Below are 23413 nucleotides of genomic sequence, written 5' to 3'. Positions count from 1 at the left end.
AGCGGAGTCGAAGGCTGCCGAATGCACGGCGCTGCGGCAGGTGTTCGCCTCCGGTGAGGCGCTGCCCGCCCCGATCGCGCAGCAGCTGCGTGAGCTGACCGGTGCGCGGCTGCACAACCTGTACGGCCCGACCGAAGCCGCGGTCGACGTGACCTATCACGAGGTCACCGCCGCCGATACCCTCTCGGTGCCGATCGGCCGACCGGTGTGGAATACCCGCGCCTATGTGCTCGATGCCCGGCTGAACCCGGTCGCGCCGGGTGTGACGGGTGAGCTGTACCTGGCCGGTGATCAGCTGGCGCGCGGGTACCTCGGCCGTCCGGATCTGTCCGCGGATCGCTTCGTTGCCAACCCCTTCGGTACGAGCGGTGAACGGCTGTACCGCACCGGCGATCTGGTGAAGTGGAATGCCGAGGGCGAGCTCGAGTACCTGGGCCGCACCGACTTCCAGGTGAAGCTGCGCGGTCTGCGCATCGAACTCGGCGAGATCGAATCCGCGCTCACCGCACTGGATTCGGTCGCCCAGGCCGTGGTCGTGGTGCGCGCGGATGAGCGTCTCGGCGATCAGTTGGTGGCGTACCTGGTGCCCGCGACCGCATCGTCCGGTGCTGTCCTGGCCGCCGACGGTGTGCCGGTGGACCTGGTGCGCACCGCACTGGCTGCCGCGTTGCCGAGCTATATGGTGCCCGCCGCGTTCGTGGTGCTGGATGCCCTCCCGCTCAATGCTTCCGGGAAACTGGATCGCAAGGCGCTGCCCGCACCGGTGTTCGAGGCCAAGGTGTTCCTGGCTCCGGCCACCCCGGCGGAGGAGATCGTCGCCGGTGTCTTCGCCGATCTGCTCGGCGCCGAGCGCATCGGTGTGGATGACGACTTCTTCGAGCTGGGCGGCAGTTCGCTGCTGGCCGCCAAGGCGGTCGCCCGGATCGGCACCGCGCTGGGTACGAATCTGGGTGTGCGGACGCTGTTCGAGGCTCCCGCGGTCGGTCGGCTGGCCGCGCGGGTCGAGGTCGCGCCGTCGGGTGCGCGCCCCGCCCTGGTCGCGGGCGCTCGCCCCGAACAGCTCCCGCTGTCGCCCGCACAGCAGCGCATGTGGTTCCTGAACCGCTTCGACGGCGCTTCCACCGCGTACACGATTCCGTTGGCGTTGCGGCTCTCCGGTGAACTGGATGTGGCCGCATTGCGCGCGGCGGTGGGCGAGGTCGTGGAGCGGCACGAGACGCTGCGCACCATCTATCCCGAGACCGCCGCCGGTCCGGTGCAGGTGATTCTGCCCACCGATCGGGCCGCACAGCCGCTGCTTCCGATCGACTGCACCGAAGCCGAACTGCCGCAGCGTATTCGGGCGTTCACCGGTGCCGGTTTCGATGTCACCACCGAGGTTCCGGTTCGACTGCGACTGTTCCGCATCACCGATGCCGGGCCCGGCGAGTACGTGTTCGTCGGTGCGCTGCATCATATTTCGGCCGACGGCTCCTCGCTGGTCCCGTTCGTCCGCGATCTCATGCTCGCCTATGGCGCGCATCTCGCCGGTGGCGCTCCCGAATGGTCCCCGCTGACCGTGCAGTACGCCGACTACGCCCTGTGGCAGCGCGCCTTGCTCGGTGCCGAGGACGATACCGAATCCGTTGCGGCACAGCAGCTCGCGTTCTGGCGCAGCACGCTCGCCGGGCTGCCGGATCAGCTGGACCTGCCTACCGATTTCCCGCGTCCGGCCCGGCAGAGCCTGCGCGGCAAGCGGATCGAGCTCGCGGTGGACGCCGAACTGCATACCCGCCTCATCCGGGTGGGCCGCGGCCACGGTGCGACCCTGTTCATGGTGGTGCACGCGGCGTTCTCGGCACTGCTGGCCCGCCTGTCCGGCACCGCCGACATCACCGTCGGCACCCCGATCGCCGGTCGTGGTGAGCAGGCCCTGGACGACATCATCGGCATGTTCGTGAACACCCTGGTGCTGCGCACCGAAATCGATGCGGCGGAACCGTTCTCGACCCTGCTGGACCGGGTGCGCACCGCCGATATCGCGGCCTTCGCACACGCCGACGTGCCGTTCGAGCGCCTGGTCGAGGTGCTCAATCCGGCACGCTCCACCGCCCGGCATCCGCTCTTCCAGGTCGGCTTCTCCTTCCAGAACCATGAGCGGGCCACCCTGGAACTGCCCGGCCTGACGGTCGCGGAGGTCGACTTCGACAATGAGATCGCCCAGTTCGACCTGCACCTGTTCGCGGTCGATCACTACGGACCGACCGGTGCACCCGCCGGAATGGCCCTGACCCTGGGCTACGCCACCGATCTCTTCACCGAGGCCACCGCCGCCCGCTTCGCCGCCGCCCTGCGCCGCATGCTGGAAGCCGTTGCCGCCGCACCGGATACGACCGTCGGCGCGATCGATCTGCTCGGCGCGGACCTGCGCGAGCAGGTGCTCACCGAGTGGAATGCCACCGACCACCCCCTCGCCCCGGTCACCCTGGTGGATCTGGTCGACACCCAGGTCGCGGCCACCCCGCACGCGGTCGCCCTCCTGACCGCCGAGGGCGAAACCACGCTCACCTACGCCGAATTCGACGCCCGGGTGAACCGCCTGGCCCGCCACCTCATCGCCACCGGTGTGGGCCCGGAGAACACGGTCGTGCTGGCGCTGCGCCGCTCCCTCGACCTCGTGATCGCCATGTACGCGGTGGTCAAGTCCGGTGCCGCCTACGTCCCGATCGACCCGGACCACCCCGCCGACCGCATCACCCACATCATCGAAACCGCCGCCCCGGCAGCCATCCTCACCACCTCCGATGGCGATGCTTCCCCCCGCAGCGCCGCCGGTGACGCTTCCCCCCGTCATCCCGGCGCGCTTTTGGCCGGGATGCACGGCAGCGACATCGACGTACTGCGGATTGACGAGCTTGATCTGTCCGCTTACTCATCCGCCCCGATCCAAGACGCCGACCGCGTACGCCCGCTGCGCCCGCACAACCCCGCCTACCTGATCTTCACCTCCGGCTCGACCGGCAAGCCCAAGGGCGTAGCGGTCCCGCACTCGGCCATTGCCAACCAACTGCATTGGCTGCGTGCCACTTTCGACCTGGACGCGAACGACCGCTCCCTGCTGAAGACCCCCGCCACCTTCGACCTCTCGGTCTGGGAATTCTGGTCCCCCCTGACCACCGGCGGCAGCCTGGTCGTCACCGCCCCCGGTGACGAACGTGATCCGGACCGCCTGCGCGCGCTCATGGAGACGCACGCCGTCACCGTCCTGCACCCGGTCCCGTCCCTGCTCGGCATGCTGCTCACCGCCGGTGCACTGCCCGCCTCGGTGCGCGCGGTGCTTGCCATCGGCGAAGCCCTGCCCGCCGCCACGGCCGCGGAGTTCCTGGACAATCCGGGCAAGGCTCGACTGTTCAACCTGTACGGCCCGACCGAGGCCGCGGTATCGATCACCGCGTGCGAGGTGACCGAGCGTCCCGAGCAGGCGGTCTCCATCGGCGCCCCGGCTTGGAACAGCGGTGCGTATGTACTCGACGCACGCCTGCAACCGGTGCTGATCGGCGTCCCCGGTGAGCTCTACCTCTCCGGGGCGCAGCTGGCCCGCGGCTACCACGGCCGCCCGGCGCTCACCGCGGATCGCTTCATCGCCAACCCGTTCGGCGCGGGTCGCCTGTACCGCACCGGCGATATCGTGCGCCGCCGTGCGGACGGTAGCCTGGAGTACGTCGCCCGCGCCGATTTCCAGGTGAAGATCGGCGGCTTCCGCATCGAACTCGGTGAGGTCGAGACGGCCCTGCGCCGCCGGGATGGGGTGACCGCCGCGGTGGCGGTGGCCCGTGCCGACGGCCATGGCGCGCGGTTGGTCGCCTACGCGGCCGTGCCCGGTATCGACCCGGCCCGCCGCGACGAGATGGCCGCCGAATTGCGCACCGCGCTCACCGCGGACCTGCCGCAGTACATGGTTCCGGCCGCCCTGGTGGTGCTGGATGCCCTGCCGCTCAATGCCAATGGCAAGGTCGATCGGGCGCGCCTGCCCGAACCGACCTTCGCGGTCGCCGCGTACCGGGCCCCGGTGTCGCGGATCGAGTGTCTGGTCGCCGCGGCCTTCGCCGAGGTGATCGGTCTGCCGGCAGCGGGTGCGCCCGCCGAACGCGAGGCCACCGCGGTCGGCCTGGACACGGATTTCTTCGCCCTGGGCGGTAATTCGCTCATGGCGACCCGGCTCGCGGCCCGTCTCGGCGCGGACCTGGGCGTGCGCGTTCCGGTGGCGGCGGTCTTCGAGGCCCCGACCGTACTGGCCCTGGCCGAGCGGCTGGCCGCGATCGATCCGTCCGATACCCGGCCCGCCCCGGTGCGCCGGATCGCGGAATCGCCCGCACCACTGTCGCTTTCGCAGCAGCGCATGTGGGTGCTCAACCGTCTGACGCCGGAGTCGGGCGCGTACAACGTGCCCGCCGCCATCCGGCTCACCGGCACCCTGGATCGGGAGGCGCTGGCCGCCGCACTGCGGGATCTGGTGCGGCGTCACGAGATTCTGCGCACCCGCTACCCGGAGGTGGACGGCGAGGCGGTGCAGCAGGTGCTCACCGCGGACGAGGTGCGTTTCGACCTCACCCCGATGACCGTGCCCGCCAACGTCCTCGACGACCGTATCGCCGAAATCGTCTCCGCCGGTTTCGATGTCACCGTCGCGCCGCCCGTGCGCGTGGCCCTGCTGGCGGTCTCCGCGACCGAGCATGTGCTGGTCGTGGTCATGCACCACATCAGCACGGATGGCTATTCGGTCGCGCCCATGGCACGGGATCTGGTGCGGGCGTACACGAGTCGGCTCTCCGGTTCGGCTCCCGCGTGGACCCCGCTGGCCATCCAGTACGGCGACTACAGCGCCTGGCAGCGCACCGTGCTCGGCGCTGAGGCCGATCCGGACAGCCTGCTCAACACCCAGCTCGGCTTCTGGCGGAGTGAATTGGCCGGACTCCCGGAGCAGCTCCCGCTGCCCACCGACCGTCCACGCCCGGCCCGGCGCGATATGCGCGGCGCCACCGTCGATTTCGACATCGAGGCGGCGCTCACCGAGCGCCTGACCGCGGTCGCCCGCGAGCACAACGCCACGCTCTTCGGTGTGCTGCACAGCGCGTTCGCGGTGCTGCTGTCCAAGCTCTCGGGTCTGAGCGATATCGCCATCGGCGCACCCGTCGCCGGACGCGGTGAGCGGGCGCTGGACGACCTGATCGGCATGTTCGTCAATACCGTGGTGCTGCGCGCCGAGGTGGACGCCCGGGCCCCGTTCCACGAGCTGCTGCGCCAGGTCCGCGATCGTGATCTGGCCGCGCTGGCCCAAGCCGATATCCCGTTCGAACGGGTGGTGGAGGCGGTGCTCTCGGCCTCCGGCCGTGCCCGTTCCTCCGCGTACACCCCGCTGTTCCAGGTCATGTTCGCCTTCCAGAATATGAATACCGGTGCGGTGGCCCTGCCGGGTCTCGAGGTGCGGGTACTCGAACCGCGCCTGACCGAGGCCAAGTTCGATCTCCAGCTGACCGCGCTGGAGCAGTACGACCCGCACGGTCGCGTCACCGGATTGCGCATGCAATTCGCCTACGCGACAGACATTTTCGACGCCGCCACGATTCGCCTGCTGGCGGAGCGGCTGCGCCGCGTGCTCGAGGCCATTGCCGCCGATCCGGCGGTCGCGGTGCGCGCCATCGATATTCGTACCGAATCGGAGCGGCCCCGCAGCGGCAACTCCGGTCCGGCGTCCACCTCGGCCCCGGGCGCGTCCGCGCGTCCGGCAGGGGTGGAGCGGACACCCGCCGAGGTGCCCGCGGCCGAGCTCCCGGCGCTGATCGCCGCCGCCGCCGAGCTGGCCCCCGACGCTGTCGCCGTCACGCACGGCGCGCACAGCGTCACCTACCGCGACCTCGCCACCAAGATCGCCACCGTCGCCCGGGCCATGGGCGCCGCGGCGAAGCCGGAGGCCCTGGTGAATGTCGCGCTCGCCGGCCTGGTGCCCGGCATCCTGGCTGCCCTCGGTGCGGGTGGCCTGTCCCAAGTCCTGCACACGCTTTCGGGCGCGGCGCAGGCGCTGGTTCAGTCAGAAGGAGACCTCTGATGTCTCGTGTGGAGTCGGTCGCCCTCAACCGGTTCGGTAACCATGCGGCGCTGCGCAGCGCCTATGGGGCCGCGGACCTGCCCAATCTGATCGAAACGGTGGCGGCCCTGGAGCCGGAGCGCATTGCGGTCCGGTACGGGGATGTCACCGTCGGCTACGGCGCGCTCGCCGCCGAGCTGGGTGCGCTGGCCGAGGCCATGGGCGGCGCGCTGGAGCCCGAAGCCCTGGTCCAGGTGGTCATCTCCGGTCAATTGCCCGCGCTCATGGAGGGAGAGGAGGGTGCGCTCGCCGCCGTCCTGGACGACCTCCTGAACGATGCGGTCGAGGCCGCGGCGGCCGTGCTCACCCCGCACCTGGCCCCGGTCGAGACCCTGGCCACGCTGTTCGAGGATCAGGTGCGCCGCACCCCCGACGCGGTGGCGTTGCAGTTCGGCGGGGAGAGCCTGACCTACGCCGAATTCGATGCCCGCGCCAATGTCCTGGCCCGGCATCTGCTCGACCTGGGTGTCGGCCCGGATGTGCTGGTGGGCTTGGCCGTTCGGCGTTCGTTCGAACTGCTGGTCGGCATGTACGCCATTGTGAAGGCCGGTGGCGCGTACGTGCCGTTGGATCCGGATCATCCGGCCGAGCGCCTGTCGTATGTGCTGTCCATCGCGAATCCCGCTGTCGTACTGACGACTTCGGCCGATGAGCCGCGGTTCGAGACCGCCGTGCCGGTGCTGCGCATCGACGAGTTCGAGCGCACCGCCGCGGCCGCCGACCACGCCCCGGTCGCCGATCTCGATGTGCCGCAGCCGATGGCGGACAATATCGCCTACGTCATCTTCACCTCCGGTTCGACCGGACGGCCCAAGGGCGTCGCGGTCTCGCATCGCGCGATCGTGGCGAATCTGCGCTGGCGCCAGCGCATGTACCGGATGCACGGCGCGGACGCGGTGTTGCAGAAGACGCCCTTCACCTTCGATGTCTCGGTGTGGGAGTTCTTCTGGCCGCTGCAGGTCGGCGCGCGCCTGGTGATCGCCGAACCGGACGGTCACCGCGATCCCGCGTACCTGCTGCGCACCATCGCCGACTACGGCATCAGCATCGCGCATTTCGTGCCCTCCATGCTCTCGGTCTTCGTGGCCGAGGCGGCGCGCGACGGCGTATCCGATTCGCTGCGCGCGGTTTTCGCCTCCGGTGAGGCGCTGCCCGCCGCCACCGCCGCCGATTTCCGCGATGTCAGCGGAGCCACGCTGCACAACCTCTACGGCCCCACCGAAGCGGCCGTGGACGTCACCGCCCACGAGGTGACCGCCGCCGATATCGTCCAGGTGCCGATCGGCGCGGCCGCCGACGATACCGATCTGCTGGTCCTGGACGACAATCTGCGCCCGGTCCCGACCGGGGTGGTCGGCGAGTTGTACCTGGCCGGAGTGCAATTGGCGCGCGGCTACGTGGCGCGCGCCGGACTCACCTGCGAGCGCTTCGTCGCCAATCCCGAGGGCGCGCCCGGTGATCGCATGTACCGCACCGGTGATCTGGTGCGCTGGCAGCAGGTGGACGGCGGCCCGAACGAACTGGAGTACCTGGGCCGCAGCGATTTCCAGGTGAAGCTGCGCGGTCTGCGCATCGAACTCGGTGAGGTCGAGGCCGCCCTGCTCAACCACGACCGGGTCGCGCAGGCGGCGGTCGTACTGCATCGCAATGCCACCGGCGATCATCTGGTCGGCTACGTGGTGCCCGCGACGACCGCGCCGGATGACACGGTCGCGCCCGTCGGCGCATCGGCCGCGGCCCACAACCTGGATACGGCCGAGGTGCTGGCGGCGGCGCGGGAGCGCCTGCCGGAGTACATGGTGCCCGCCCTGCTTATGGTGCTGCCGGAATTCCCGCTCAACCCGAACGGCAAGCTGGATCGCCGGGCGCTGCCCGAGCCCGAATTCACCGACAGCGCGGTGGTATTCCGTGCCCCGGAGACCACCGCCGAACTGGCCGTCGCGGCCATCTTCGCTGATCTGCTCGGTACCGACCGGATCGGCGCGGACGACGACTTCTTCGCCCTCGGCGGTAACTCGCTCATCGCCACCCGCGCCATCGCCCGGGTCTCCGAGGCGCTGCGCATCACCTTCGATGTGCGCGACTTCTTCGACCGCCCCACCGTCGCGGCGCTGGCGCTGCTCGCCGATGATCCGGCCGCACAGGCGGATTCGGACGTGGCGCTGATCGGACCCGCCGAATTCGACGCCGATCGACCGGTACTGGCGGCGGGGGAGCGGCCCGCGCTGGTGCCGCTCTCGCCCGCACAGCAGCGCATGTGGTTCCTGAACCGCTTGGCGCACACCGAATCCGAGACGGCCGCCGACGGATTCGACGCCGCCGCGGTCGACAATGTGATCGTCGCGCTGCGCCTGCGGGGCGATCTGGACCGGACCGCCCTCGCCGCGGCGGTCACCGATCTGATCGCCCGGCACGAGGTGCTGCGCACCTCCTACCCGCAGACGCCCGCGGGCCCGATCCAGCTGGTGCACACCGCCCCGCTCGGACCGCTCACCGCGGGCCATCCGATCGCCGACCAGCTGGCCCCGATCGACACCACCGACGCCCTGCTGCGCTCGGCCGTTGAGGCGCAGGCCCGGCGCGGATTCGACGTCGCCGCGCAGATTCCGTTGCAGCTGCGCCTTTTCCGGGTCGATCCCGCCGATCACACCCTGGTGCTGGTGGTGCACCATATCGCGGCCGACGGCGTCTCCATGGCCCCGCTGGTCCGCGATCTGGTCGAGGCGTACACCGCGCGCCGTGCGGGGGAGCGACCCGACTGGGCTCCGCTGGACGTGCAGTACGCCGATTACGCGCTCTGGCAGCAGCGTCTACTGGGAGATGACACCGATTCGGAATCGCTTGCCGCCCGCCAGCTTTCGTTCTGGACCCGGGAACTGGCCGAGCTCCCGGCGCAATTGGACCTGCCCGCCGACCGCCCCCGCCCGGCGGTGAGCGAATACCGCGGCGCGACGGTCGGTTTCGATATCGACGCCGAGCTGCGCACGGCCGTCGACACCCTCGCCGCACAGAGCCGGGCGACCCCGTTCATGGTGCTGCACGCCGCGCTGGCCGCCCTGCTGGCGCGCCTGTCCGGTACCGCCGATATCGCCATCGGCACCGCCGTCGCGGGTCGCGGTGAACGCGCGCTGGACGAGCTGGTCGGCATGTTCGTCAACACCCTGGTGCTGCGCACCGAGGTGCGCGGTGGACTGTCCTTCGCCGAGCTGGTCTCGGTGGCGCGCGAACGCGATCTGCGCGCCTTCGCGCACCGGGATGTACCGTTCGAGCGCCTGGTCGAGGTGCTGAACCCGGTCCGCGCCCGCAATCGCCACCCGCTCTTCCAGGTGGCGCTGGTCATGCAGAACCTCGGTGCGGACACCCCCGAACTCCCCGGTGTCCGGGCCGAGCTGGTCGAATTCGATTCCGGCTTCGCCAAATTCGATCTCCAACTGACCGTCGCCGAGCAGGGCGACGGCTATCGTGCCGAATTCAATTACGCCACCGCACTCTTCGATGAGCCCACGGTCGGCGAGTTCGCCGCCAAATTCCTCCGCCTGCTCACCGCCGCCACCGCCGCTCCCGACCGCCCCGTCGGCGATATCGAACTCCTCGATGCGGGTGAGCGCGACTATGTGGTGGACTCCTGGAACGCCACCGGTCACAAGGTCCCGGATCTGTTCCTGCACGCCGGTTTCGACGCCCAGGCGCAGCGCACCCCCGCGGCGCGCGCCCTGGTGTTCGGTGAGACCGAACTCAGCTACGCCGAACTCGACGAGCGCGCCAATCGACTGGCCCGCCTGCTCATCGAGGCCGGCGTCGGCCCCGAATCACTTGTGGTACTCGCCATGGCGCGCTCGGTGGAGCTCATCATCGCCATGTACGCCGTGCTGCGCGCCGGTGGTGCGTACGTGCCCGTCGACCCCTCGCATCCGATCGAGCGTATCGGCCATATTCTCGACACGGCCCGGCCGCAGCTCGTATTGACTACCGCCGGTGACGGTTTCGCCCTGCCCGCCGGCGTCGACCTCCCGCTGCACCGCGTCGACGAGCTGGACCTGGACGGCTACCGGCCCGGACGCGTCACCGACCGTGATCGCCGTGCAGCCCTGCACCCGGAGCATCCGGCCTACGTCCTGTTCACCTCCGGCTCCACCGGTAAGCCCAAGGGCGTGGCCGTCAGCCACCGCGCCATCGCCAATCAGATGGCGTGGATGCAGGCCGAGTACCGCATCGGCCGCAAGGACGTCTACCTGCAGAAGACCGTCTCCACCTTCGACGTCTCGCTATGGGGCTACTTCCTGCCGCTGCGCGCCGGCGCCACCATGGTGCTGGCCGCCCCCGACGGTCACCGCGATGCCCGCTACCTCGCGGAAACCGTTGCCGAGCACGGGGTGACGCTCACCGATTTCGTCCCCTCCATGCTGGCGGTCTTCGCCACTCACGCCGAGCCCGGCGAACTCGATTCGCTGCGTGAGGTTTTCGTCGCCGGTGAGGCTTTCCCACCGGAGACGGTCACGGCCTTCCGCGCGGTCTGCGATGCCGGTCTGCACAATCTGTACGGCCCCACCGAGGCCGCGGTCACCGTCACCTTCCGCGAGGTCGGCGAGGAGACCCAGGCCGTGCCGATGGGCGAGCCGGAGTGGAATACCCAGGTCTACGTGCTGGATTCGCGCCTGCGTCCCGCCCCCATCGGCGTACCGGGTGAGCTCTACCTGGCGGGCGTGCAGTTGGCGCGCGGCTACCACGGCCGGGTCGATCTCACCTCGGATCGCTTCGTGGCCAACCCCTTCGGCCTCGGCGGCGAGCGCATGTACCGCACCGGCGATCTGGTGAAGTGGACCCCGGAGGGCGAGCTGGTCTACCTGGGCCGCATCGATTTCCAGGTCAAATTCCGCGGCCAGCGCATCGAACTCGCCGAGATCGAGACCGCCCTGCTCACCGGCCCCGAGGTGGCCCAGGCCGCCGTCCGGGTCATCCCCGGCGAGACGGGCGACTTCCTCGCCGGATACGTGATCCGCACCCCCGGAACCGATCTCGATACCGATACGCTGCGCGATCGGCTCACCACACTGGTCCCCGCCTACATGGTGCCCACCGTGATCGTGGAACTCGCCGAATTCCCGCTCGGCACCAGCGGCAAGCTGGACCGCGGCGCCCTGCCCGTTCCGACTTTGGCCGTCAAGCGTTTCCGCGCCCCCGTCGATGCCGTGCAACGCCTGGTCGTCCGCGTCTTCGCCGAGGTGCTGGGCCTGGAGACCATCGGCCTGGACGACGATTTCTTCGCCCTCGGCGGCAGCTCCCTCTACGCCACCCAGGTCACCGCCCGCACCGGAGCCGAACTGGGCGTGCGCATTCCGGTCCGCACCCTGTTCGACGCGGGCACCGTCGAGGGCTTCGCCGCCGCCGTCGGCGCGTTGGCCGGCGCCACCGCGCGCCCGGCCCTGGTCCCGCAGCCCCGCACCGATCGCGTACCGCTCTCCTCGGCCCAGCAGCGCCTGTGGTTCCTCAACCGCCTGGAGAGCGAACAGGAGCGCCCGAGCAGCTACAACCTGCCGATCGTGCTGCGCCTGAGCGGCCGCCTCGATGTAATGGCCATGGAGCAGGCCGTACTGGATGTGCTGGCCCGCCACGAATCGCTGCGCACCTACTATCCGGACACCGAATTCGGGCCGTACCAGAAGACCCTGGACCCCGTCGACGTCGGCCTCACCCTGAATCCGGTCCCGGTCCAGGAGTCCGAGATCGTCGCGGCCGTCACCGCCATCGCTCAGGCTCCGTTCGACGTGGTGCGCGAATTGCCCTCGCGCATCGCACTGCTCGTGGTCGACCGCGGTCCGGACGCGCCCTTCGACGCCGATGAGTACGTGCTGGTCATGGTGCTGCACCACATCACCGGCGACGCCCTCTCGATGGGACCGCTGGTCAGCGATCTGGTGACCGCGTACACCGCGCGCCTCGCGGGTGCGGCCCCCGACTGGGAGCCGCTGGCCGTCCAGTATGCCGACTACAGCCTCTGGCAGCGCGCGGTGCTCGGCTCGGAGACCACCCCGGGCGACCTGGCCCACCAGCAGCTGGAGTTCTGGCGGAACACCCTGGCCGGACTTCCGGCGCAACTGGCCCTGCCCACCGATCGCCCGCGCCCCGCGCAGCCGGAGAACACCGGCGGCACAGTCGATTTCATCATTGACGGGGATATCTCGGCCGGACTGCGCGAGGTGGCCCGCCGCGAGCAGGCCACGCTCTTCATGGTGGTGCACGCCGCCTTCGCCGTCACCCTGGCCCGCCTCTCGGGCACCGGCGATATCGCCATCGGCACCCCCGTCGGCGGCCGCGGTGAACGTGAGCTGGACGCGCTCATCGGCATGTTCGTCAACACCCTGGTGCTGCGCACCGAGGTCGATCCCGCCGAGTCCTTCACCGATCTGCTCGCCCGTACCCGCGATACCGACCTGGCCGCCTACGCCCACGCCGACCTCCCCTTCGAGCGTCTGGTCGACGATCTGGTGGTGGACCGCTCCACGGGTGCGCATCCGCTGTTCCAGGTCATGCTCAGCTTCGGTGAAGACCGCGGCGAGGCAACGGAATTCACACTTCCCGCGCTCACCGTGACACCCATCGAACTGCCGGATACGGTCGCGAAGTTCGATCTGCAACTGGTCGTGAACGCGACGGCGGACAACCGTCTGACCGCCGGCCTGCGCTACGCCGCCGAACTCTTCGATCCGGCCACCGCGACCGCCTTCACCACCCGCCTGTGCCGCGTGCTGGCGGCCGTCGCCGCCGACCCCGAGGTCCGCGTCGGCGATATCGACCTGCTCGAACCCGCCGAGCAGGAGTTGGTTCTACGCCGCTGGAATGACACCGCCGCGCCCGTCGACGCGACCGCGACACTGGTCTCCCTCTTCGAGGAGCGGGCACTGACCAGCCCCGACGCCCCCGCCGTCGAATTCGAGGGGACAACTCTGTCCTACGCCGAATTCGCCGCGAGCGTGCACCGCCTCGCCCGCTACCTGGTCGAGCAGGGCGTCGGCGCGGAGACCTCGGCGGCACTGGGCATGCGCCGCTCGCTCGATCTGGTGATCGCCATGTACGCCGTCCTCGCGGCGGGTGGCGCGTATGTGCCGCTGGACCCGGATCATCCGGTCGAGCGCACCCGGTACATCGTGGAGACCGCCCGCCCGGTCTGCGTGCTCACCTCCGGCGCGGACCTGGAAGGTATTGCGGGACAGCAGATCCGATTCGATCGGCTGCGGTTGTCGGGTTACTCCGATGCCCCGCTGACCGACGCCGATCGCCGCACCCCGCTGCACCCGGGCAATACCGCCTACGTCATCTTCACCTCCGGTTCGACCGGCCGCCCCAAGGGCGTCGCAGTCTCGCACGCCGCCATTGTGAATCGCCTGGTGTGGATGCAGGCCGAATACCGGCTCACCCCCGCCGATGTGGTGCTGCAGAAGACCCCGGCCACCTTCGACGTCTCGGTGTGGGAGTTCTTCTGGCCCCTGCAGATCGGCGCCCGGCTGATCGTGGCCAGGCCGGACGGGCATCGCGATCCGGCGTATCTGGCCGAGCTCATCGCTGACCGCGGCGTCACCACCGTGCACTTCGTACCGTCCATGCTCGCGGTCTTCCTTGCCGAACCCGAGGCCGCGCAATGCAGCTCGCTGCGACAGGTCTTCGCTTCCGGAGAAGCCCTGCCCGCCATCACCGCACAGCGGCTGCGCGCCCGCACCGGGGCCGAACTGCACAATCTCTACGGGCCCACCGAGGCCGCGGTCGATGTCACCTATCACCGCACCACCGACGCCGACACCGTCACCGTCCCGATCGGCCGTCCTGTTTTCAATACCCGGCTGTACGTGCTGGATTCGCGGCTGCGCCCGGTTCCGGCCGGCGTGCCGGGTGAGCTCTACCTGGCCGGTGCCCAGCTGGCCACCGGCTATGTGGCACGGTCGGATCTGACCGCGGATCGCTTCGTGGCCAACCCCTTCGGCGATGCCGAGCGCATGTACCGCACCGGCGATCTGGTCGAGTGGACCGCCGACGGTGAGCTGGAATACCTGGGCCGCACCGACTTCCAGGTCAAGCTGCGCGGTCTGCGCATCGAACTCGGCGAGATCGAGACCGCGCTCACCGCACTGGGCGCCGTCGCCCAGGCCGTCGTGCTGGTGCACGAGGATCAGCGCCTCGGCGGCACGCTGGTGGCTTATCTGGTCGCCGACCCGGGGGCGGAGATCGTCACCGCGGAGGTGGAAGCCGAACTGGCCCTGGCGCTTCCGGCCTATATGGTGCCCTCGGTCTACCTCGTGCTGGACGCGTTGCCGCTCAATGCCTCCGGCAAGCTGGACCGTCGCGCCCTGCCCGCGCCCCGTCCCGCGCACCGGGAGTTCCAGGCCACCAGCGGTTCCGCCGAGGCGCTGGTCGCCGAGATCTTCGGTGCGCTGCTCGGTGTCGATCGGATCGGCGCGGAGGACGACTTCTTCGCCCTCGGCGGTAATTCCCTGGTCGCCACCCAGCTGGCCGCCCGCCTCACCAGGGCCACCGGGGTCCAGGTGCCGCTGCGCGTCATCTTCGACGCCTCCACCGTGCGTGCGCTGGCCGCGCGAATCGAGCTGTCGGACAGCGATATCGCCGTGCCGTTGCCGCCGCTGGTCGCCCTGCCGCGCGGCGATGTCATCCCGCTCTCCATCGCCCAGCAGCGCATGTGGTTCCTCAATCGCTTCGACGCGCGGGGCGGCGGTTACAACATTCCGTTCGCGCTGCGCCTGACCGGTGCGCTGAATGTGGCCGCACTCCGGCACGCCGTCATTGATGTGATGGCCAGGCACGAGACCCTGCGCACGCTCTACCCGGAGCGGGACGGCGAGGCCACCCAGCTCATCCTGCCCGCGGGCACCCACCTGGTCGAGCTGGTGCCCGAGACGGTCACCACCGCCGAACTGCCCATGCTGGTGGATTCGCTGGCGCGCACCGTCTTCGATGTCACCGCCGAGGTTCCCGTCCGGGCGCGCCTGCTGCACCTGGCCGATAAGCCGAACGCGCATGTGCTGTTGTTCGTGGTGCATCACATCGCCGCCGACGGCTGGTCCTTCGCACCGCTCACCCGGGATCTGGCGAACGCCTACGTCTCGCGCTGTGCCGGTATCGTTCCGAATCCGGCGCCGTTGCCGGTGCAGTACGCGGACTTCGCGCTCTGGCAGCGCACCGCGCTCGGCAGCGTCGAGGACCCGGACTCGGCGTTGAGCCGACAGCTGGGCTTCTGGACCCGCCGCCTCGACGGTCTGCCCGATGTCCTGACGCTCCCGGCGGATCGCCCCCGCCCGCCCGTCGCCAGCGGCCGCGGTGGGACCGTCACCGGCCGACTCGACGCCCAATTGCACTCGGCGCTGCTGGAATTCGCCGCCGAGCAGCGGGTGACCACCTTCATGGTGCTGCACACCGCGCTCGCGGTGCTGCTGGCCCGGCTGTCCGGCACCGGTGACATCGTGATCGGTACGCCCGTCGCCGGACGCGGTGACGAGTCCCTGGACGAGCTGGTCGGCATGTTCGTGAACACCCTGGTGCTGCGCACCGAGGTACGGCCCGAAGCCACCCTCGGTGAGCTGCTCGGCGAGGTGCGCGGTTTCGATCTCGCCGCGTTCGACCATGCCGCCGTCCCCTTCGAGACCCTGGTCGACGCCCTGAACCCGGTGCGCTCACAGGCGCACGCGCCGCTGTGCCAGGTGACGCTCACCCTGCAGAATCACGCCCAGCCCGATATCCGGCTGAACCGCTTGGCCATCGAGGCCCTCGAAGTGGAGGTCTCCACCGTCCAGTTCGATCTGGACTGGACGCTGTGGGAGACCACCGACGCCACCGGAGCCCCCGCGGGTCTGGATGTGCATGTGAACTACGCGGCGGACCTTTTCGACGGATCCACCGTCACCGAGTTCCTGGCCGCGTTCGAGCGGCTGCTGCGCGCCATGATCACCGATCCGCGCGTCATCGCCGGTGATGTCGAGATCATGTCCTTCGCCGAACGCGGCCTGCTGCTCTCCGATCGAAATGCGACCGCGCGCGCACTGCCCCGCGAAACCCTCGCCGATCTGCTGGACGATCGGGCCGCACGGGATCCGGAGACCGTGGCGCTGATCTTCGAGGGCGCGACCCTCAGCTACGCCGAGCTGGCCGACCGCGCCAATCGCCTTGCCCGCCACCTTGTTTCACAGGGCGTCGGACCCGACGCGATTGTCGGCGTCACCGCGGAGCGCTGCCCGGACATGGTGATCGCGCTGTATGCCATCGTGCAGGCGGGTGCGGCGTACGTGCCCGTGGACCCCGCGCATCCGGCGGACCGGATCGCCCACGTGCTGGGCACCTCGAACACCTCGCTGGTCCTGATCGTCGGCGGCGCCGCACTACCTGAAATCGCGGGCGTACGCGGCATCGACTTTGCGGCACTGGAGCTTTCGGAGTACTCGCCCGCGCCGCTCACCAATGCCGATCGGCTGGGTGAGCTGCGCCCGGAGAATCTCGCCTACGTGCTGTTCACCTCCGGCTCGACCGGTCTGCCCAAGGGCGTGGCCACCGACCATCGCGCCATCATGAATCAGCTGCGCTGGCTCCAGGATCGCTACGGCGTCACCGCGGCCGACCGCATCATGCAGCGCGCACCGCTCACCTTCGACGTCTCGGTGTGGGAGTGCTTCCTGCCCGCGCTCGTCGGTGCGCCCCTGGTGATTCCGCGCCCCGGCGGCCATCAGGATCTGGACTATCTGGCCGGACTCATGCGTGAGCACGGTGTCACCATCGCCGAGCATGTGCCCTCGGTGCTGGCCGCCCTGGTCGCCGAGGGACACGGGGACGCGCTGCGCTCCTTCCGGCATCTGCACACCGGCGGTGAGGCGCTTTCGGCCGAACTGCTCACCCAGCTGCGCGCCGAGGTCTCCGGCGCCGTGCACAATGCCTACGGCCCCACCGAGGCCGCCATCTCCACCATCTACCACGAATTCTCCGATGCCGATCCGGAATTCGAGGTGGCCATCGGCCGGCCCAACTGGAACACCCGCGCCTATGTCCTGGACGCCCGGCTGCGTCCGGTGCCGACGGGCGTCACCGGTGAGTTGTATCTGGCCGGGGATCAGCTGGCCCGCGGCTATCAGGGCCGGGGCGGGCTGACCGGTGAGCGTTTCATCGCCGATCCGTTCGGCGTTCCCGGTTCGCGCATGTACCGCACCGGTGATCTGGTGCGCTGGAATCGGGCGGGCGCGCTGGTCTATCTGGGCCGCAATGATTTCCAGGTCAAGCTGCGCGGACAGCGCATCGAACTCGGTGAGATCGAGGCCGCGCTGCTGGCCGCCGACGGTGTCGCCAATGCCGCGGTGCTGCTGGCCCAGGACACCGCCGGGACGGACTGCCTGGTCGCCTATGTCGCCGGGACGGGGTTGTCCGCGGACCGGGTGCTGACCCAGGCGCGCGCCCAATTGCCCGCCTATATGGTCCCCGCGCACGTGGTGCTGCTGGCGGAGATGCCGCTCACCGGTGTCGGCAAACTCGATCGCAAAGCACTGCCCGCGGTCGAATTCGCCGCCGCCGCCACGGCATTCCGTGCGCCCAAGGAGGGCGTGGAATCGGTGCTCGCCACCCTTGTCGCGGATCTGCTCGGTGGCGCGGCCATCGGCGCGGATGACGACTTCTTCACCCGGGGTGGCAATTCGCTGCTCGCCATGCGCCTGGTGGCCCGCGCCAATGCCGCGCTGGGTTGTGAACTGAGTGTGCGCGAGATCTTCGAGGCGCCCACCGTCGCCGAACTCGCCGCCCGGGTGCTGCGCGGTGACCGCCGCGTCCCGCCGCTCGTGCCGATGCGCCGCTCGGATCGAATTCCGCTGTCGCTGGCGCAGACTCGCATGTGGCTGCTGAACCGGCTGGAGCCGGAGTCCGCGGTCTACAACATCCCCGCCGCCATCCGGCTTTCCGGGGCTCTCGACGTGACGGCCCTGAACGCCGCTCTCGCCGATGTACTCGATCGCCACGAGGCGCTGCGCACTCTCTTCCCCGAGGATGCCGCCGGACCGATGCAGGTGGTGCTGTCGCCCGAGCAGGCGCGACTGCCCGAACTCACCCCGGTGGAGACCGGGGATCCGGTCGCGGCCGTCGCCGAGGTGGCCGGGCGCGGCTTCGACCTGCGCACCGAACTCCCCATTCGCGCATACCTTTTCCGCACCGCGACCGCCGACCGGACCGCGGTCGCCGAGCATGTGCTCGTGGTGGTCACGCATCACATCGCGGCGGACGGTGTTTCGACCGTTCCGCTGGCTCGTGATCTGGTGGTCGCCTACGCGGCGCGCATCGAAGGCGCTGCCCCGCAGTGGGAGCCGCTGCCGGTGCAGTACCCCGACTTCACGCTCTGGCAGCGCGAGGTGCTGGGCAGCGCCGACGATCCGGAGTCGGTGCTCGCCGGTCAGATCGCGCACTGGCGCGCCGAACTCGACGGTCTCGCACCGGTACTGGAGTTGCCCACCGATCGTCCCCGCCCCGCGGTGGCCACCGGTCGCGGTGCGGCGCACCTGTTCGAGATCCCCGCCGGCGCCACCGCCGCGCTCGCGGAACTGGCACGGCGGCACGGTGTCTCGACCTTCATGGTGGTGCACGCCGCCTACGCCGTGCTGCTGGCCCGGCTGACCGGCACCGAGGACATCGCCATCGGCACACCCATCGCGGGCCGCTCCGAACAGGCTCTCGACGAACTCGTCGGCATGTTCGTGAACACCCTGGTGCTGCGCACCCCGGTGCCCGCGGACGCCGGTTTCACCCAGCTGCTCGGCACCGTCCGGGAGACCGACGTGCGTGCCTTCGCACACGCCGATCTGCCCTTCGAGCGCCTGGTCGACGAGCTGAATCCCGTTCGTTCCCAGGCTCATTCGCCCCTGGTGCAGGCGCTGCTGACCTTCGAGCATCGCGACGACACCGTGCTGCGCCTGCCGGGCCTCGAGGTTTCGGCCTACCCGCTGGAGAACACCACCGCGCAGTTCGACCTCTCGCTGGCCTTCACCGAGATCGCCGACGACGCGGGGGACACCACCCTGCGCGGCGTCCTGCGCTACGCCACCGACCTCTTCGACCCGGCCACCGTCGCGGGCTTCGCCGCTCGTTTCGAACGGGTCCTCGCGGCCGCCATCGCCGATCCGAGCGCCCCCATCGGTGATATCGAACTGCTCGGCGCGGATGAGCGCGCAGTGCTGTTGCACGAGTGGAACGACACCGTCGCCGACCTCAGGCTGGACGACGGTGTGCCGTCGCTGGTTTCGCTCTTCGAGGCGCAGGCCATCCGCTCCGCGCACGCACCGGCGCTCACCTTCGAGGGCGTCACGCTGACCTACGCCGAACTGCACGAGCGGGTGAATCGCCTGGCCCGGCATCTGGTCGCGCACGGTGTCGGCCCGGATTCGCTGGTGGCCCTGGGTATGCGGCGCTCGACCGACCTGGTCGTCGGCATGTACGCGGTACTCTCCGCCGGCGGTGCGTACGTGCCGCTGGATCCGGATCAGCCCGCCGATCGCATCGAGTACATCCTCGCCACCGCGGACCCGGTGGCCGTGCTGACCTCCGGTTTCGATCTGGAAGTCGATACCGCGCAGGTGCGCCTGGACCACCTGGAGCTCTCCGGCTACGCCGAGGAGCCGCTCACCGATGCGGAGCGCCTGGGCCCGATCCGCGGTGCGAACACCGCGTACGTCATCTTCACCTCCGGCTCCACCGGACGCCCCAAGGGCGTGGCGGTGACCCACTCCGCGATTGTGAATCGCCTGGTGTGGATGCAATCGGAGTACCAGCTCGACGCCTCGGACGCGGTGCTGCAGAAGACCCCGGCCACCTTCGACGTCTCGGTCTGGGAGTTCTTCTGGCCGCTGCTCACCGGTGCGCGTCTGGTCGTGGCCAGGCCCGACGGCCACCGCGATCCGGCCTATCTGGCCCGGGTCATCGCCGAGGAGGGCGTCACCACAGCGCATTTCGTGCCCTCGATGCTCTCGGCTTTCGTCAGTGCGCTCGCCGACTCCGGCCCGCGGACCGATGGTGTGCGTTTGCGTCAGGTGTTCGCCTCCGGTGAGGCGCTGCCTGCCGCCACCGCACAGCGCCTGCGCGAGCTGACCGGCGCGGTGCTGCACAACCTGTACGGCCCGACCGAGGCCGCGGTCGACGTCACCTATCACGAGGTGACCGATGCCGACACCGTCGCGGTGCCGATCGGCCGGCCGGTCTGGAACACGCAGGTCTATGTGCTCGACGCCCGCCTGCATCCGGTCGCCGCGGGCGTCGCGGGTGAGCTCTATCTCGCGGGCGAACAACTCGCCCGGGGTTACCTGGGACGCCCGGATCTGTCCTCTGATCGCTTTGTCGCCAACCCCTTCGGTCCGGTCGGCAGCCGGATGTACCGCACCGGCGACCTGGTGAAATGGAATGCGGACGGGGAGATCGAGTACCTGGGCCGCACCGATTTCCAGGTGAAGCTGCGTGGCCTGCGCATCGAACTCGGCGAGATCGAATCCGCGCTCACGGCAATGGATTCCATCGCCCAGGCGGTGGTGGTGGTCGCCGATCCGCTCGGTGATCGGGCGCGGGGAGGCGGGGCGCTGGTGGCGTACCTGGTCCCCGCCGCCGACCAGGTGCGGACCGATATCGTGCGCACCGCCCTGGCCGCCGTGTTGCCGGGCTATATGGTGCCCGCCGTCTTCATGGTGCTGAACGCGCTGCCGCTCAATGCCTCCGGAAAGCTGGATCGCCGGGCGCTGCCCGCACCGGTCTTCGAGGCCAAGGTGTTCCGGGCTCCGGCCACCCCCATCGAAGAGCTCGTGGCCGGTGTATTCACCGAGGTACTCGGCCTCGATCGGGTCGGCCTGGACGATGATTTCTTCGAACTCGGCGGCAATTCGCTGATCGCCACGCGCGTCGTGGCTCGACTGTCCGCCGCGGTGCGGGCCGAGGTCGGCGTGCGCGCACTCTTCGAGACGCCGACCGTCGGTGCGCTCGCGGCCGCGGTGGCCGCGGTGGCGGGATCCGGCGGGCGCGCTCCGCTGGTGGCGCAGGCCCGTCCGGACGTGCTGCCGCTTTCGCTGGCGCAGCAGCGCATGTGGTTCCTCAACCGCTTCGACGCGGATTCGGCGGCCGACAATATCCCGCTGGCGGTTCGCCTGACCGGGGATCTGAATGTCGGTGCGCTCGTCGCGGCGGTGGGCGATGTCTTCGACCGTCACGAGGTGCTCCGCACCTACTATCCGGAAACCGCTGCGGGCGAACCTGTTCAGCTGATCCACCCGATCGGCTACCGGGTCTCGACCGCGCCGGTGGCCGATATCGTGGAGGCCGAGCTCGTCGATCGGGTCGGCGCACTGGTGACGACCGGGTTCGATGTGACGGCCGATCCGCCGGTGCGGTGGCGGCTGTTCCGGGTGATCGATGCCGGGCGTCCGGCCCACGTACTCGTCGTCGTCCTGCATCACATCGCCGGTGACGGCTGGTCCATCCAGCCCCTCGCGCAGGATGTGATGACCGCGTATGCCGCGCGTGCGACCGGCGTTGCCCCAGTCTGGGAGCCGCTACCGGTGCAGTACGCGGATTTCGCGCTCTGGCAGCGCGAAACCCTCGGCTCCGAACAGGATTCGGCCTCGGTGTTGAGCCGTCAGCTCGATTACTGGACCGAGACGCTCGCGGGACTCCCCGATGAGCTGGAGCTGTCGGTGCGCCCGCGCCCGGCCGTGGCCTCGTATCGGGCCGGTACCCACCGTTTCCAGGTTCCCGGCGCGGTGGTCGCCGCGCTGGACGAGGTCGCGCGTCGGTACGGCGCAACTCGATTCATGGTGCTGCACAGCGCTTTCGCCACTCTGCTCGCTCGTTCCAGCGGCACCGCGGATATCGCCATCGGCACCGCCGTCGCCGGACGCGGTGAGCAGAGGCTGGACGATCTGGTCGGCATGTTCGTCAATACGCTGGTGCTGCGGACGACCGTCCGCTCACGGGACGGCTTCGGTGACCTGCTGCGCCAGGTGCGCGAGCGAGACCTGCGTGCCTTCGCCCACGCCGATGTGCCGTTCGAGCGCCTGGTCGAGGTGCTCAACCCGGCCCGCTCGCAGGCCCGGCATCCGCTGGTTCAGGTGCTGCTGACCCTGCAGAACCTGGATCAGGTCGAGGTGGCGCTGTCAGGTCTCGAGGTCGGCGGCCTGACCGTCGATCAGCAGACCGTCAAGGTGGATCTGCAGCTGACGCTCGGCGTGCACGCCGAAACCGGTGAGCTGTGCGGCGAATTGCTCTATGCCACAGACCTGTTCGACGCCGCTGCGGCGGCGGCGCTGTCCCGTCGCTTCGAGCGCATCCTCGCGGCCGTCGCCGCCGATGCCACCGTGCCGGTCGGCGATATCGACCTGCTGGACGCGGATGAGCGTCTTCGGGTGTCCGAGCGGTGGGTGTCCGGTGGCCGCGACATCGCGGAAACCTCCGTGGCGACCGCGAACCCGTTCACGGCCGCGGACGCTACGCTCGCGGCCCTGTTCGAGCAGACCGTGACGGCGAACACCGAGCAGACGGCGCTGCGGTTCGGCGCCGACGAGCTGACCTATGGTGAGCTGGATCGGCGCGCGAATCGGCTGGCGCGCAGGCTGATCCGCAATGGAGCCGGACCCGAGACGCTGGTGGCCGTACTGCTGCCGCGCTCGCTCGACCTGGTGGTGGCGCTCCTGGCCGTGGTCAAGACCGGTGCCGGATATGTTCCGGTGGATCCGACCAACCCCGCCGATCGCATCGCCTATGTGCTGTCCGATGCCGAGCCCACCAGCGTGATCGTGGATTCCACCCTGACGACGGAACTGCCTGCCGGACTGCCGGTGGTGATGCTGGACGCCGACGACGCGGTCGACGACGACTCCGCCCTCACCGACGCCGATCGCCTGGCGGTGCTGCGCCCGGATCACGTCGCGTATGTCATCTACACCTCCGGTTCGACCGGCCGCCCGAAGGGCGTGGCGGTAACGCATCGGAATGTGGTGCGGCTCATGGCTAATACCGATCGCGATTTCGGTTTCAATGCCGATGATGTGTGGACGTTGTTCCACTCGTACGCGTTCGACTTCTCGGTCTGGGAACTGTGGGGTCCGCTGCTCTACGGCGGCACTCTCGTGGTGGTCGACTATTACGTTTCGCGTTCGCCCGAGCAGTTCCTGGAATTGCTGCGGCGTGAACGGGTCACGGTGCTGAACCAGACCCCGTCGGCGTTCTACCAGCTGATCGACGCCGAGCGGGCCGCCGCGGGCGAACAGCCGCTCGCGCTGCGCTACGTGA

At 69.7% G+C, this 23413-nt stretch carries 2 protein-coding genes; both read left to right on the top strand.

What is annotated here, in order from left to right; translation table 11 throughout:
• Positions 1-6085, top strand: a 6085-nt coding sequence (locus NA10_RS33540) for a non-ribosomal peptide synthetase (protein WP_157556936.1), incomplete at its 5' end; no start/stop codon positions are given.
• Positions 6085-23413: non-ribosomal peptide synthetase (locus tag NA10_RS33535; RefSeq protein WP_157556934.1), on the top strand; the 17329-nt coding region annotated here is incomplete at its 3' end. The genes NA10_RS33540 and NA10_RS33535, both read left to right, overlap by 1 nt.

It is taken from the genome of Nocardia acidivorans NBRC 108247 (genome assembly GCF_001625085.1).
In the GTDB taxonomy this organism is placed as follows: domain Bacteria; phylum Actinomycetota; class Actinomycetes; order Mycobacteriales; family Mycobacteriaceae; genus Nocardia; species Nocardia acidivorans.
The sequence above is the reverse complement of the archived record's forward strand: the minus strand, read 5'-3'. Positions and strand labels throughout refer to the sequence as shown.